The 15387-nt window shown below is 43.4% G+C and carries 12 protein-coding genes; 11 read left to right on the top strand and 1 reads right to left on the bottom strand.

All coding sequences use genetic code 11. From position 1 onward, the window contains the following. Positions 1–39 precede the first annotated feature (39 nt). Positions 40–1413 carry a HAMP domain-containing sensor histidine kinase gene (locus FKN16_RS11320; RefSeq protein WP_170902714.1) on the top strand — a complete coding sequence of 458 codons (1374 nt, stop codon included), beginning with the start codon at positions 40–42 and terminating at the stop codon, positions 1411–1413. 30 nt (positions 1414–1443) lie between these two features. On the opposite strand, the gene FKN16_RS11315 is transcribed toward FKN16_RS11320, so the two are convergent. Continuing rightward, positions 1444–1959 (bottom strand): superoxide dismutase family protein, encoded by a 516-nt coding sequence (locus FKN16_RS11315; RefSeq protein ID WP_005394862.1) that lies wholly within the window; start codon positions 1957–1959, stop codon positions 1444–1446. A 540-nt stretch (positions 1960–2499) separates the two neighbouring features. Here FKN16_RS11315 and FKN16_RS11310 point away from each other — a divergent pair. The 10 genes from FKN16_RS11310 to FKN16_RS11265 all read left to right on the top strand — a co-directional run bounded on the left by FKN16_RS11310 (position 2500) and on the right by FKN16_RS11265 (position 15334). After that, positions 2500–3909, top strand: coding sequence for an aminotransferase class V-fold PLP-dependent enzyme (locus FKN16_RS11310; protein WP_170902713.1), 1410 nt, complete (start codon positions 2500–2502; stop codon positions 3907–3909). A 62-nt stretch (positions 3910–3971) separates the two neighbouring features. Further along, positions 3972–4904, top strand: coding sequence for a transporter substrate-binding domain-containing protein (locus tag FKN16_RS11305; protein WP_046875760.1), 933 nt, complete (start codon positions 3972–3974; stop codon positions 4902–4904). After that, positions 4901–7231 carry an EAL domain-containing protein gene (locus FKN16_RS11300; protein ID WP_170902712.1) on the top strand — a complete coding sequence of 777 codons (2331 nt, stop codon included), beginning with the start codon at positions 4901–4903 and terminating at the stop codon, positions 7229–7231. The genes FKN16_RS11305 and FKN16_RS11300 overlap by 4 nt, the downstream gene beginning before the upstream one ends. 212 nt (positions 7232–7443) lie before the next feature. Continuing rightward, the gene (locus FKN16_RS11295) at positions 7444–8637 is read left to right on the top strand and encodes a glycine C-acetyltransferase (RefSeq protein ID WP_005394869.1); all 1194 of its coding nucleotides are present in this window, start codon (positions 7444–7446) and stop codon (positions 8635–8637) included. A 44-nt stretch (positions 8638–8681) separates the two neighbouring features. Further along, positions 8682–9713 carry an L-threonine 3-dehydrogenase gene (gene tdh, locus FKN16_RS11290; protein ID WP_005394871.1) on the top strand — a complete coding sequence of 344 codons (1032 nt, stop codon included), beginning with the start codon at positions 8682–8684 and terminating at the stop codon, positions 9711–9713. Positions 9714–10090: 377 nt separating this feature from the next. Next, positions 10091–10624 (top strand): spore coat protein U domain-containing protein, encoded by a 534-nt coding sequence (locus FKN16_RS11285; protein WP_006741959.1) that lies wholly within the window; start codon positions 10091–10093, stop codon positions 10622–10624. Next, positions 10625–11161 (top strand): spore coat U domain-containing protein, encoded by a 537-nt coding sequence (locus FKN16_RS11280; RefSeq protein WP_225311819.1) that lies wholly within the window; start codon positions 10625–10627, stop codon positions 11159–11161. 39 nt (positions 11162–11200) lie between these two features. Further along, the gene (locus FKN16_RS11275; protein WP_006741957.1) at positions 11201–11959 is read left to right on the top strand and encodes a molecular chaperone; all 759 of its coding nucleotides are present in this window, start codon (positions 11201–11203) and stop codon (positions 11957–11959) included. Next, complete coding sequence (locus tag FKN16_RS11270; RefSeq protein WP_170902868.1) at positions 11952–14366, top strand: fimbria/pilus outer membrane usher protein; 2415 nt, start codon at positions 11952–11954, stop codon at positions 14364–14366. Before FKN16_RS11275 ends, FKN16_RS11270 begins: the two co-directional genes overlap by 8 nt. Beyond that, a complete protein-coding gene (locus FKN16_RS11265) occupies positions 14363–15334 on the top strand; it encodes a spore coat U domain-containing protein (protein ID WP_170902711.1) in 972 nt (323 codons plus the stop codon). The genes FKN16_RS11270 and FKN16_RS11265 overlap by 4 nt, the downstream gene beginning before the upstream one ends. Positions 15335–15387 lie beyond the last annotated feature (53 nt).

The following is a 15387-nucleotide window of genomic DNA, read 5'->3' as shown; positions in this document are numbered from 1 at the left end:
GGGTGTTTCAAAAACACCGCTGTTTAAGGAGGCGATAGGATGAGCTTCAAATCTCGCTTGGTAGTATTTACTAGCTTGTGGTTCTGTCTTGCGGCGGTGGTGATTGCACTGACTTACAATTGGCAAAAAGAAACCATTGAGTTACGGACTAAGCAAAGCCTGCACAAAGAGCTAGCCAGCCACATGCGCGATGATAATCCGCTGATGATTGGTACGGATTACAACCCTAAAGCGCTCAAGTCGATCTTTCATACCCTCATGCTGATCGGCCCTGATTTTGAAATCTATTTCCTCGATAGCCAAGGCAATATCACCACCCATGCTGCGCCAGATGGGGCAAAGCTTATGGACTCGGTGGATCTGAACCCCATTCAGCAATTCTTAAACAACGAACCGCTTCCCATCTTAGGCGAAGACCCTCGTAATCGCGGTGAACACAAAGTCTTTTCTGTCGCGGCGATAGAGGAATTAGGCTCTACGGTCGGTTATCTCTATGTGGTGATTGGCAGTACCCGACATGACGCCATTGCCAATGCGCAAGTCGATACCCCTTACATCGCGCTGGCAGGATTGGTCTTAGTGTCCATTTTAGGCTTTGCTCTCGGGGCTTATGTGCTGGTCAAACGTAGCCTATTGAACCCGATTGAGCGTGTGACCAAGCAACTTCAACAGCAAGCCGAACATGATTTTCACCTGCAACCTGACTTTACTTACCAAGTGCCGGAGCTCGTGCCGATTGCGCACTCTTATCAGATGATGGCGAAGCACATTCAGCAGCAGTTTTTACAGTTGGAGTATCAGTCTTCTCATCGCCGTCAAAGTTTATTGCAGCTCAGTCATGACTTAAAAACGCCGTTATCGAGCGTGCTTGGCTATCTGGAAACGTGGCGTTTGCAGCATCCGGGATCCGATCCGCTGATTGATGTCGCGTTCCGAAATTGTGAGAAGCTCTCAACTCAATTGCATTCTTTATTAGACGCCGCGCGTAAAGAGGAACCAATGCCAAACTACGAATACCGCCCCATAGATCTTGGCGCGTTGATGGCAGAATGTGCTGAGACGATGCAGAGCCAGTTTTCTCGTAAAGAAGTGGTGTTGAAAGTGGATATCGATAGCGAGATTCAAACTGTGGGTGATAAAGGACTCTTAGAGCGATTGGTATTGAACCTGCTTGAAAATGCCTTACGCCACAGCCCAATCGGCTCGGAAGTGCATTGTCGAGCGCATTTGAGTGAGGATAAGTCGCGAATCCTGTTCACTTTTGTCAATCGAATTGATAAAGATGCCGTCGGTGGCGCATTAGGAATTGGTACAAAGATAGTGCAATCAATTTTAATGTTGCACCACAGTTACTTAGAGACGTGTGAGACGGACACTGAGTATCAACAAAAATTCGCACTTCTCGCTACTTGAGGAGAAGCGCGAATTTGGCTTATCGAATGACTACTTAATAACGCCACATACAACGCGCGCACCGCCGCCGCCTAATTTAGCAGGATGGTCGGAATGATTGTCACCACCAGCATGAATCATTAATGCTCGGCCTTTTAAATCTGATAATTTTAGGCGAGGCGCGACAACGGGCTGATTGGCATTGCCATCCATGTCCACGTAGAGTGGAGGCAGGTCGCCTAAATGATTGTCATCGGTCCAAGGGTAGCCATGTTTCCCTGTGTTGCTGGGGTCATAGTGACCACCTGCTGCACCGCCAAGGACGGTTTTGCCATTCTTCTCCGCGCTATCGCACGATGGATTGGTGTGAACATGGAAACCGTGGACCCCTGATGACAAACCTGATAACTGAGGCATAAATACCACGCCATAGTCACTTTGTGAAATCTCAATGGTGCCAGCGCTCTTCTTGCTGTTGAGATCGGTCATCGCGACAGTCTGCGCAAGTACGTTAGGAGCGGCTACGAGAGTGGCAGCAACTGAAATGCATAGCAATCCTTTTAACATGGGACTTCCTTCTTTTTGGTTGTACGCTCAAGCACATATTAGTGAAAACTTCTCTTCCTTATGTCTGTTGAGCGGTGGGTTTATGTCAGAGAGTGATGTGTCTCACTCTATGGTCTTAAACTGGTATCTATCTGCGAAACCAGCTCTCCACTATTAAGACTTAACATATTGAGATTGTTCAGATATAAAAAGAATAGACGTCAATCAAAAAATAGCCTGAATATTTTTAAATTAACGCAAAGTTAAATTTTTAATGACTTTATAACAAAGCTCATAATTGTTTTATAAAGAAGTTGTCGGAATTGTCTTCTATAAAAAATAATCAATTTAATGAATATTTTAATGTGAATATGGTTGTTTATAGGTTTGTGGTCAAACTGTTGCTTATATCATCAAATAAGATAAAAAATTGGAACTAAAGTCACTTAATGGCGGAGGAAAAATTAAACTCTGGTTTTAATGGGTAATAATGTTTTAGTAACAGATAGTTACGCACTTAAAATTAATAATATGGCTAATTTCCGACAAGGATTGAAAAAGATGAAAGACAAGGAATCTATTCAGACTAATAGCAGCCGCCGTAATTTTCTGAAAGGCGCAACAGGAGCTGTTGTTGCTGGTGTGAGTGCTTCCGCTTTCTCGAGCGCAGTTCAAGCACGAGAACAGAAAATTGATTGGAGCAGCCGCGGGCTAGGTAGAAAACACGATAAGCGCTTTTGGCGTAAAGTGCAACGACAGTTCGTTTTGGATAAACGTACGACTTACATGAACATTGGCACAACGGGTTCTATGCCAAGACAAGTTCTTCAAGATTACGAGCATAACAACAAGTTGGTGGCTAAATATCCTTGGGATATGAAGGGCAAATTTGGCTCTTGGCCTTATGTCTCTGAGATGGTTAAAGAAGTAGCGCCTGGCTTTGGTGCGAACCCAGAAGAGATCATTCTCAGCCGCAATACTACTGATGGTCTATGTTCGATCATTAACGGCTTACACTTTGAACCAGGCGATGTGATTCTAACGACGCACCATGAGCATATGGCAGCAACATCACCGATGAACGTCGCAAAACATCGTTTTGGCGTCGATGTTGTTGAAATTCAACTACCAGTATTTACCGGTACTGAAGACGTTTCTGAACAAGATTACATCCAAGCTTTCCGTGACGCGCTTGATGCGCATCAAAACGTTCGCCTCATCATGTTCTCTCATATCACCTATAAAACGGGAACGGCGTTACCAGCCAAAGCCATTTGTGCTTTAGCGAAAGAATATGGTGTGCCTACGCTTGTAGATGGAGCGCATACTGTCGGTATGTTTGACCTCGATTTCCATGATATGGACTGTGATTTCTATGCAGGTTCTGGTCACAAATGGCAGTGTGGTCCTGGCGCAACCGGTATTTTGTACGTACGTGATAACGCCAATCGCTTGAATGAGTATTGGAGTGATCGTGAAAACCCGTTGTGGTTGATCAACTCTTCACTTTCTCATGCGGATTACTTAGGCAAGCAGTTACAGATGCAGTACATCGGGAACGACAACTATCCTGCGAAACAAGCGTTAGTTGATAGCTGCAAAATGTGGGATGAGATTGGTCGTGACCGCATTGAGGAACGTGTTCTAAGTCTTGGTAGTTTGTGTAAAACCTTACTACAAGAGTACTTGCCACAAGCCCAAATGTACTCGCCAAACGTGGAAGGTTTAACGAGTGGCTTAACCACAGTTAACCCATTCTCTGATGTGACGAATGAAGACATATTGACTGAATTCAGAGATCGTCTGCGTGAAGAATATGGCTATATCATTCGAACAACCAGCTTTAAGCTGCATAAAGATGATGACTTTGATACTTACGCACTCCGTATCTCCACGCACTTGTTCCATGACGAGCAGGATGTTGAAGGGCTCGTGGTGGCGATGACGAATTTGTATTACTCGTCGTTCTAACATCGTTGTTTATCACTCAAGCGCCCATGATTGGGCGCTTTGTGAAAGGTAAGGATATTATTATGTCAGTCAAAACATTCAAAAGAACTTTAGCGGCGATGGCGCTTATGGCGGCCTCTGTTATGTCCTCTTCCGCTTGGTCAGACGACTTACAACAGATCCGTGATCGCGGAGTGTTGCGCCATATTGGTGTGCCGTACGCTAACTTCGTTTCTTATATTGAACAAGGTGAAGTGGAAACCTTGACTGGCTTAGATGTAGAGATAGTAAAAGGCTTTGCCAAGTCGTTGGGCGTTAAGTACCAATATGTTCCAGCTCAGTGGAGCGATATGGTCGGTAAGCTGACGGGCCAAGATGTTCAATACCATAATAAGCAAGCCGTCGTGGGAGAAAGTGTTCCAATCGAGGGGGACTTGATCGCAAATGGCGTTACCATTCTTGACTGGCGTTCTGAAGTTTTAGACTTTTCACAAGATTACTTCCCGTCAGGTGTTTGGTTAGTTTCCAGAACAGATTCCACGCTGAGTCCGATTAAACCCAGTGGTTCGGTTGATGAAGATGTAAAAACCGTCAAGCAGCTTATTCATGGTCGCGAAGTGTTAGCGTTGGAGCACTCTTGCTTGGACCCTAACCTTTATGACTTATATGACACAGGCGCAAAAGTCATACTGCCTGATGGGGCTCGTCTTCTTAATGAGATGGTGCCAGCGATAATGAAAAATGATGCGGAAAGCACATTACTAGACGTCGCCGATACGTTAATTGCATTAGAAAAATGGCCAGGTGAAATAAAAGTTATTGGTCCAGTATCCGAAAATCAGAAAATGGCTGTTGCATTCCGGAAAAACTCGCCGGAATTACGCAAAGCATTTGATCGTTATTTAGATTCAATAAAGAAAGATGGAACCTACGAAAAATTAGTAAAAAAATACTACCCATCTATTTACTACTTTTATAACGATTACTTCATAGAAGATAGTAAGAAAATCCGATGAAAAAGGCCGTTAAAAAAATATCCAGTAAAAAATTTATTGCAATAAGCGCAATATTAGTCTCTATTTATTTAGCTATGCTTATTGTTGTGACAAGTTTGGGGCAAAATAAATTAAAAGAATCCCAGCATAGGGAACTCGGTTTAAAAGTAAAAAGTTACGCAAGCACACTCGATAATTTATTTACCATTGCTAGTGAAGATGTTGATAATTTATCTACAGATAAAACAGTACAAACATTCTTTGCTAATTTAGCCTCTGGCATGTCAATGGAGTACGGATTAGGAGCGAGTTTAATTAACTTGAAGCGTCGTTTCGATGAAAAGATAGATGGTAAGTTAATTAATAGCAGCCAAATCTATAAAAAGCTCACACTGGTAGGCAGTGATGGCACAACGATTGTCACGACGGGCTCTGAAGACAACACAGAGCAGAAGGTGGATATCCAAACCTTAATGACTCAACATGGGCATCCCGAAGAGGTTTGTGCAACTCGATATAACGACGACGTGCGTATTCAAGTCATCAAGCAAGTCAAGTTCTCTGGAAAGCCAGTTGCCTTTCTAATTGCAGATCTCAATAAAAACATTGTTATTGATCAGCTCACTAATCAAGAGCACGAAGACAGTTATAGCCGGATGGTGCTCAAAATAAAAGACGTTGAGATGGTCGTATGGGATACAATAAATAAAACGTCTTCTCATAATAAAGATGAGAATTATTTAATATCTGAAGCCGTTGATGGAAAAATATATTTTGAAGTGCCTGTTGAAAAACATCACTTCAAACTTATGGCTTGGTTTGAGCCTTTGAGTGAGCGAGATATTTTCACATCACGGATCTTCATTCTCGGTTTGAGTATTCTTGCTGTTATGGTTGTTATTGCGCTGTGTTATGCGTTCATCACAAACAATAATAGAATTGAATTGAAAATTAAACTTGAAGAAGAGAAAAAGCGAAAAGACATTCTTTCTCAACAGAACCGAAAACTAACTAACGAAATTGAACGCCGAAAAGCGTCTGAAAAAGAACTCGCCTTCCAAGCTAAATACGATACGTTGACTAACTTGCCTAATCGCAGCTACGGTTCTGAGAGACTGGCTTTGGAGTTGATTAGAGCGTCACGTAGTGGTTCAAAAGTATTGGTCATGTTTATTGATTTAGACCACTTTAAGCAGATTAACGATTCAATGGGTCACTTTGTTGGGGACGAGATCCTTAAACTTAGTGCTCAACGACTGCATCAAGTCGCGAGAAAAACAGACTTACTGGCGAGAATTGGTGGGGATGAGTTTTTATTAGTGATTCCTGACTTACCTGACAACGACACCGCGAAGCGCGTTGCTTCAAGCGTGCTTTCGGCGTTTAACGATCCATTTGTATGGAACAACCATGAATTCTTCTTGAGTAGCAGCGTCGGAATGTCTGTATTTCCGGATGATGGAGATAATGCCGAGCAGCTCCTCGCCTGTGCTGACATGGCGATGTATCGCGTGAAGCAAGATGGACGCGATGCCTTCTGTTTTTATAACCACAATATGAACCAAGACTTGCAACGCTATTTGGATTTGGAAAATCGACTAAGAAATGCCATCTCTAGTCAATTACTAGAGTTGTATTATCAACCTATTATTGAGCTGAGCAGTGGTAAAATTGTTGGCGCAGAAGCGTTAATGCGTTGGAATGATGAGAAGTACGGATTCGTAAATCCTGAAGAGTTTATCTCTATTGCTGAGAAAAATGGCTTGATTCATCAAATTGGTGAATTCGCTATCCAGCAAGCGTGCCGCCAAGCGGCGCAATGGCAAAGTCTGACGCCGCTGTTTGTTTCTGTGAATTTCTCCAGTGTTCAATTTAGGTATTGTGATCGCTTACTTGCGTTTATTAAGAAGAGCCTTGAGGAGTCTGGTCTTCCATCAGATAAGTTCGATATTGAAGTGACTGAGAGCCTTCTCTTTAACCACGACTCAGAGCTATTAGACATGCTCAATAACTTAAGAGCGTTAGGCACTAAGCTTACCATCGATGACTTTGGTACTGGCTATTCTGCGTTGAGTTACTTACAGAAATTCCCGTTCGATCGCCTTAAGATTGATCGCAGCTTTATGCAAAATATGTTCGAAAACGACTCCGATCGTGAGCTCGTCAACGTGATCATTGCAATGGCGAAAGCGCTGAACCTTAAGATTGTTGCTGAAGGCATTGAAGAACAGCGTCATGTCGATTATCTAAAAGGCTTAAACTGTGAGTTCGGGCAAGGTTTCCACTATAGCCGCCCGTTACCAGCCAAAGACTTTGAAGCACTACTTAAACAACCAACTGGGCGATAACTCCTTTTATTACAATAATATAGGAAAGCATTAATTGAATTCGTGCCTTGAATTCATTAATGCTTTTCCACCTTAAGGGATAATCCTTCTTCCTTCCTTGAATTACACTACAATTAATTGATGAGTGATAGCCCGTGATGCCCGTCACATAAAGGCTCAACCTAATTCTAAACGAGTAAATACTCGCCAAAATAACCAGGAAGGAATTTCAAATGTCTTCTGCATTCTACCAACAGATTCAGCAGCAAATTGAAGAAGTGAAGGCTGAAGGTCTTTACAAATCAGAGCGCGTAATCACGTCTCAGCAGCAAGCGGCTGTTAAAATCTCTACCGGTGAAGAAGTATTAAACTTCTGTGCAAACAACTACCTTGGTCTTGCTAACCATCCTGCGCTAATTGAAGCGGGTAAAGCGGGTATGGACGAACACGGCTTTGGTATGGCTTCAGTACGTTTCATCTGTGGTACTCAAGACATCCACAAAGAGCTTGAGCAGAAGTTGTCTAAGTTCCTAGGTAAAGAAGATACGATTCTTTACACCTCTTGCTTCGATGCAAACGCAGGTCTGTTTGAAACCATTCTCGGTAAAGAAGACGCAATTATTTCAGACGCACTAAACCACGCGTCAATCATCGACGGTGTTCGTCTATGTAAAGCAATGCGCTTCCGTTACTCAAACAACAACATGGAAGAGCTAGAGCAACAACTGATTGCTGCGAAAGAAGCAGGCGCACGCCACATTCTTATCGTTACTGACGGTGTGTTCTCAATGGATGGCGTAGTGGCGAACCTTCCGGCTATTTGTGACCTAGCTGAAAAATACGGCGCACTGACCATGGTTGATGACTCTCACGCGGTTGGCTTCATGGGTAAAACGGGTGCAGGTACGCACGAATACCACAACGTGGTTGACCGCATCGACATTATTACAGGTACGCTAGGTAAAGCAATGGGTGGCGCTTCAGGCGGTTACACGTCTGGTAAAGCGGAAGTGATCGACTGGTTACGTCAGCGTTCTCGTCCATACCTATTCTCTAACTCTGTTGCACCAGCAATCGTAAGCGCTTCTATCCGAGTTCTAGATCTACTAGAAGAGAGCGGTGACCTACGTGACCGTCTATGGGAAAACGCAGCACACTTCCGCGCACGTATGGAAGCTGCTGGTTTCACAATGGGCGGCGCTGACCATGCGATCATTCCAATCATGCTAGGTGATGCGAAAGTGGCAGCAGAATTTGCTGAACGAGCACTAGAGAAAGGCATCTACGTAATCGGCTTCTCATTCCCTGTGGTACCAAAAGGCCAAGCGCGTATCCGTACTCAAATGTCAGCAGCGCATTCTCGTGAGCAGCTAGATCGTGCAATTGATGCGTTCATCGAAGTTGGTAAGGACATGGGTCTTATTTAAGACTCTAGGTCCTAGATAATAGGGCCTTTAATTAAGGTTACATTATGAAAATTAAAGCATTATCAAAGCTAAAGCCTGAAGAAGGCATCTGGATGACTGAGGTTGATAAACCTGAAGTTGGCCATAATGACATTCTGATCAAAATTAAGAAAACCGCTATCTGTGGTACGGACGTACACATCTACAACTGGGACGAATGGTCACAAAAGACAATTCCAGTGCCTATGGTTGTCGGTCACGAATACGTGGGTGAAGTGGTTGCGATTGGTCAGGAAGTTCGTGGCTTTGAAATCGGTGACCGCGTATCTGGTGAAGGTCACATCACTTGTGGTCACTGCCGTAACTGTCGTGGCGGTCGTACTCACTTGTGTCGCAACACGATCGGTGTGGGTGTAAACCGTGAAGGCGCATTTGCAGAATACCTAGTGATTCCTGCATTTAACGCGTTTAAGATCCCTGACGAGATTTCTGACGATCTAGCATCGATCTTCGACCCGTTCGGTAACGCGGTACACACTGCGCTTTCTTTCGATCTAGTCGGTGAAGACGTGCTCATCACTGGTGCTGGCCCAATCGGCATCATGGCCGCCGCAGTTGCGAAACACGTCGGCGCTCGTCATGTGGTTATCACAGACGTAAACGAGTACCGTTTAGAGCTAGCTCGTAAAATGGGTGTAACACGCGCAGTAAATGTTGCTGAAGAGAAGCTTGAAGATGTAATGGCTGAACTAGGCATGACAGAAGGCTTTGACGTAGGCCTAGAAATGTCTGGTAACCCAGCGGCATTCAACTCAATGCTAACCACAATGAACCACGGTGGCCGTATTGCATTACTCGGTATTCCACCATCAGATATGGGCATTGATTGGAACCAAGTGATCTTCAAAGGCCTAGTTATCAAAGGCATCTATGGTCGCGAAATGTTCGAAACATGGTACAAGATGGCTTCACTGATTCAATCTGGTTTGGATCTATCACCAATTATTACGCATCACTACAAGATTGATGACTTCCAAGAAGGCTTCGATGTCATGCGTTCAGGCATGTCTGGCAAAGTTATCCTTGATTGGGAATAATCTGCTCAAATAAGAAAGCGCTCCGAAAGGGGCGTTTTTTTTCGTTTTTTAAACGGTTAGATTTTTTATTATTTAGCTCACACCCTATCTCTTTTCGTTTCTAAAAGCTGTCTAATTCAGAAAAAACTGCCTTCTTCGTGTTTCAACGTATGCAGAATACACTAAAGACCTTTTATTTAATATGGTTAATTGGTGGTTTTATATTCCAACCTAAAAGAATATCTCGGTGTAAAGCACTGCTTTTCTTTTGACAACTACAATGAACTGACTTCTTTTTATCTTTTTAATCTTGATATGCACTTTGTTTTATTTGTTGAGCTATAACTAATAATACAATCATCTGTATAGAGTTCACAGAGATAGAAATGGAGCTTCATATGAAAATTTTTTGTTTGATTATTCCCTTGTTATTTACAGTGTTGAGCTTACAAACGAGGGCAGAGACAATTAGCGGTACGATAGACGTTTCGATCAATTTAGTGGAAGGCTGTGTCATTAATGGCAACAATGCGGTGAACGGTTCCAGTAATATTGGTTTTGGCTCATTAAATTTTGGTGACGTTCCGGCCATTTTTACTGAGCAAGAAGCAGTCTTGACTGGGGAAGGTGGTACGGGGATCGAAATACTTTGCAGCAATGGAGTCACGCCTACTTTCTCTTTAGTCAGTGGTGCCAACGATCCCAGTTCGACGACAGGTAATCACGCAATGACCAACGGATCCGAGTTTGTGGATTACACTCTCTTCACTGATTCAGATCGTTCTACCCAGTTTACCTCGAGTAACCCTATAGCACTCTCTACATTTAATGGTGTTGATTCAGAGACCATTAATTTGTACGCCACGGCATACGGTACCAGCAGCGTCGCAGGGAGTTATGTTGATACACTAAACGTAACTCTGAGTTGGTAAGTGAACTCTATATTACTCAAAGCATTTTTATTCACCGCCTGTGCCATTTTTTCCTATCCTATTTTTGCAGCGCAGAGTGAAACTTTCCAAGTGTCAGCGACCATTGATACGGGGTGTCTGATCAATGGTGCGCTGACAGAAGAGAGTAACACTCAAATTGGAACAATAGGAGAGTTAAACTTTGGTGAACATTCTGCTATTTATGCTGCGGAAGTAGAAGGCAGCATCACCTACAACGGTGGGCTTACGTTAAGTTGTACCCCTGGCATAGCCATGAATATTAAGATTGACGGTGGTTTGAACGCTTCGCTAGGAGTACGCAAGCTGAAGCACACAGAAAAGTCGAGTACGGTGGATTATTTATTATTTGAAGATGCAGAACACTCTCAAGTATTAGACATTGATACCCCCTATTCTGTTGGAACTAATGAAGACCCTGACAACATTCAGGTGCCAATTTGGGCAAAGGCGATATTAAATGGAAATGAAATCGCTGGTATTTATACAGATACTCTTACCTTAACGCTTGAGTGGTAAGCGCTGTTTCGAAGAAATGATAACCTTCGGAGAAATTAAATGGATTTAATAATAAAAAGACTGGTTTTCGTCATTATTTTCTTATCAACGTTAACTTCACAGGCCTATGCTAATTCTCTTCTTATTTGGCCTATTTACCCTAAAATATCTTCTGAATCGAATGCGACATCAATTTGGATGGTTAATCAAGGCACTGAAGATTTTTATTTGCAGGTTCGTATTTTTCAGTGGGGACAGAAGGATGGACAGGATACATATGCGCAGCAACGACAACTGATAGCTACGCCTCCTTTTGTGAAAATTGCACCTGGTGCCAAACAACTTATTCGTATATTAAATCAAGATGGGGCGCTTTCGAATAAAGAGTACGCATATCGTATTATCATCGATGAACTCCCGCCAGCTAAAGGGCCTCAAGATGAAAATAAAGAAAATGATCTGGCAGTAAAAGTGAGAATGAGATATTCCATACCATTGTTTATGTACGGTAAAGGGATGAAAAGACAATCCCAAGGAACAAATGAAGTTTGGAGCGGACTACAGGCAAAGATTATAAAGAGTAAAGATAAGAACCTTATTCATATAGAAAACACCAGTAATCACTATGTCAGATTAGTCAACCTAGCAGTGACCGCGCCAAACCAATCGCCTTTTATCGTTTCGAAAGGGTTAGCAGGGTATATATTACCTGAGCAATATAAAACGTGGCCTATTTCTTACTCCAATATGAAAAATATAAAAGTAAAGGCGGATATTGAAGGTAAGCGTTACGTTATTCCACTCGAACAAAATGAATAAGATTTTATATTTATCTTGTTTATTTACCAGTATGACGTCTGGCGTGGGTTGGTGCGATAACGTAGTGACCCATTTATCGCAGTTACCTAGCCCTGAAAACTTTTCTTATGAGAACTTTGAAAATATTCATTTGTCGTTAGAACTAGTCATTAATCAACGACCGACTGGTTTAATCTCGGATGTTGAACGTAAAGGCGAGCGTTACTTCGTGTATAGAGACGATTTACTTTCTGCTGGCGTGGTCGCGGATGTATTACCTGGGACGCAAGAGAAGTTAGACATAACATCAATATCGGGTGTAGAGGTCGATTATTTGCAATCGTCACTGCAATTATCAATCACAGTGCCTCCGAATTGGTTGCCGATGCAACGCTTTTCTGCGCAGAACAGGAGGCGTTTTTCCCCTGCTAAATTCGGAACTGGTGGGTTATTTAATTACAGTGTGTTTGGTGTTTATGATCACGAGAGTAGTCAAAAAGAAGTATCTATTAACCACGAATTGAGAGCCTTTTCCGAATTCGGCGTACTTTCTACGACGGGAATATTTAAATCTAACCTTCATCGAGACGTTCAAGCGCAACAAAGTAATAAATATACGCGCTTCGACACGAGGTACGAATATGTTGATCAAAGTCGTCGATTGCGCTTTGAAGTAGGGGATTACATTGTGAGGCCCCTTGCGTGGAGTCAACCAGTTCGAATGGCTGGTATTCAACTCTCACATGACTTCTCTATGCGTCCAGATGTGGTTACCGCCCCTTTACCTGCATTTTATGGCGAAGTAACTGCTCCCACGACGTTAGATTTATTTGTAAACGGATTAAAAACCGATTCAATGTTTGTGGGGCCGGGACCGTTTGTTATCAATGATATTCCAATGGTATCGGGAGCTGGTGAAGCCACAGTGATTGCAACGGATGCCCAGGGAAGGCGGACTGCAATGACCAGTCCATTTTTCCTTTCAGCTAACTTGCTGAAGGCTAACTACACCTCTTACAACGCCAGTTTTGGTGCTTTACGCCAAAACTATGGCAACGCTTCAAATGACTATGGCGATGGTGCTGTTGTCGCAGCTGCGAGGCACGGAATGACAAACTGGCTAACGTTGGAGGCACAAACCGAAGCGAAAGATGACTTGATTGTTGCGGGAGTCGGTTTTGTTACCAACCTATTCAATATGGGAACGATTGATGGGGCGGTAAGGTTTAGCAATTATGAGCAGAGAGCGAGTTCCTATTCAGTTGGTTATAGTTATCAATCTCGAATGTTTAGCTTTGCCACTCGTACCCAAGTTGAGAGCGAGGGATTTTACACGCTCTCCCAAACACCAGAGAGCTTGAGAAGTGATGACACTAACGAGCGAGAAAATTTGTCTCGACATGTCTCTCAGATAAATGTTGGCGCACGGCTGAATGAGTGGGGTTCGTTATCAGGGGGATACTTTGATGTTCAGCAAACCGACTCTCGATCGAGAATACTTAATGTAACTTACAGCCGCTCGCTTCCGTTCGATATCAACATGTCATTATCGTTTAATCGGAGCATAGGTGGAGAGGCCGTTACGTTAGCACAATTCTCATTACCTTTGAGCGCTTTCTCTGGTAGCGCGGGATTAACCATGAAGCGGGAAAGCGATGGTCATCTTAGTGGCCGTGCTAGTGTTAGTCGACTTGCGCCGATTCGAGGTGGTTGGGGAATCAACTTAGCGCATGATATTAATGAAAAGCCTGACAATAGAAAGCAGGCCGATGTTACTTACCGAGCCTCTTGGGCGGAGTTCCGAGCGGGCTTAAACGGGACGAGTGGTAATTACGATTATTTTGCCGAAATGTCGGGTTCGGTTGCGTCACTCGATGGTGAAATATTCCCTGCAAATAATGTGTACGATAGTTTCGCTGTTGTCAGTACTAGCGGTTTTGAAGGTGTGCCCGTCAAATATGAGAATCAAGTCGTTGGATTGACTGATGATGACGGTTACTTACTTGTGCCGTGGGCAATGGCATATTACACCGCAAAATATGAAATTGATCCGCTTAGATTACCAGCCAATGCTTTTTTCCCAACAACAGAACAATACGCGTCGATACATTCTGGGTATGGCTATTTGCTCGAGTTCCCAATAGCTTTGCAAGTTGCGTTAAGTATGGAGGTTGTTGATGAAAATGACGCCTACTTGCCGTTAGGAACTTATGGTCAATCGGATACTGGAGTGGTAGGGCAAATTGGTTGGGATGGAGTGACGTATTTTGAGGGTCGTAATGTAGGTGAGTACATTATCTTTTACCCCGAAGGCTTTCCACCTTGTAAAGTGTTTATAACGGGACTCTATCAAACACGGAGCGAGAAGATACAGACATTAGGTAAACAAGTCTGCACGAAAGAGCAAAAAGCAGAGGTACAATTATGAGTCGGTATTCTCGTTATCTTTGGTTTTTTCTTCTTTTTATATCGTCCGGTAACATGGCTTGTGAGCTCACTGCGCCGACGCCTTTGATTCAATTTGGAAGCGTTTCCTCGTTTACCGTTTCAACTATTCAGCAACAGAGCTCAGCCCAGCCTCACGCAGGGATAACGTGTGACTTTTCTACACTTGTTTCTTTGTTGAGTGGCGATTATGTGTCTGCAACATTTAACAGCGCTAACGATGGGCGGTTGCTTAATGCGGCGGATATCAGTTCGGAACTTAGCTATCAGATTTTTGGAGACCCAAGCCTTTCGCAAGAGTACATTTTTGGCCAAACTTACAATTTTTTTGAAATTGGGCTGCTCGATTTACTAGGTTTATTTGGCACTCAAGCTGAATTTCCGCTTTATGCCCGGACAGGAGCTGGTAGTAATCTCTCAGCAGGGACTTATCGAGACCAAATTACGGTGTCTTGGATTTGGAATTATTGCTCAGGAATTGGAGTTGGAGGCGTATGTCTTGGGCGAGAAACAGGCAATGCACAAAGCTTGATTACGGTAGAGTTGGAAGTCACTCCCGATTGTATGATCACGGCGCCAGATATTAATTTTGGTTCATCACCATTGGTGGCAGGTTTTGACCCTGTCAGTCAGGTTATATCATTAACCTGCACCAAGAATAGTGCTTTTACCATTGGTTTAAACGACGGTGTGAATGCCTCCGGAGGCCAACGACGCATGGCATCTGGCGGTAACTATTTGGAGTATGAAATCTATAAATCCTCATCGACGGAGCGGTGGGGGGGTACTGGTTCTGAACGTCGTGAACAGAGCGATGTGGATACGGGTGACACTATTCCCGATGGCATCACTCCGCAGAACTTCAATTATCGCGCAGAGATAATAACAAGCCAAACCACCCCACCAGCTGGCACTTATACCGACTCGATAATCGTTGATGTTCAATTTTGAGCATCATATCAATTGCATAACTAGAGGCATCTATTCCAAAAAACTTTTGTAAT

This window comes from Vibrio sp. 11-4(1) (assembly GCF_013048625.1).
In the GTDB taxonomy this organism is placed as follows: Bacteria; Pseudomonadota; Gammaproteobacteria; order Enterobacterales; family Vibrionaceae; genus Vibrio; species Vibrio diabolicus.
The sequence above is the reverse complement of the archived record's forward strand: the minus strand, read 5'-3'. Positions and strand labels throughout refer to the sequence as shown.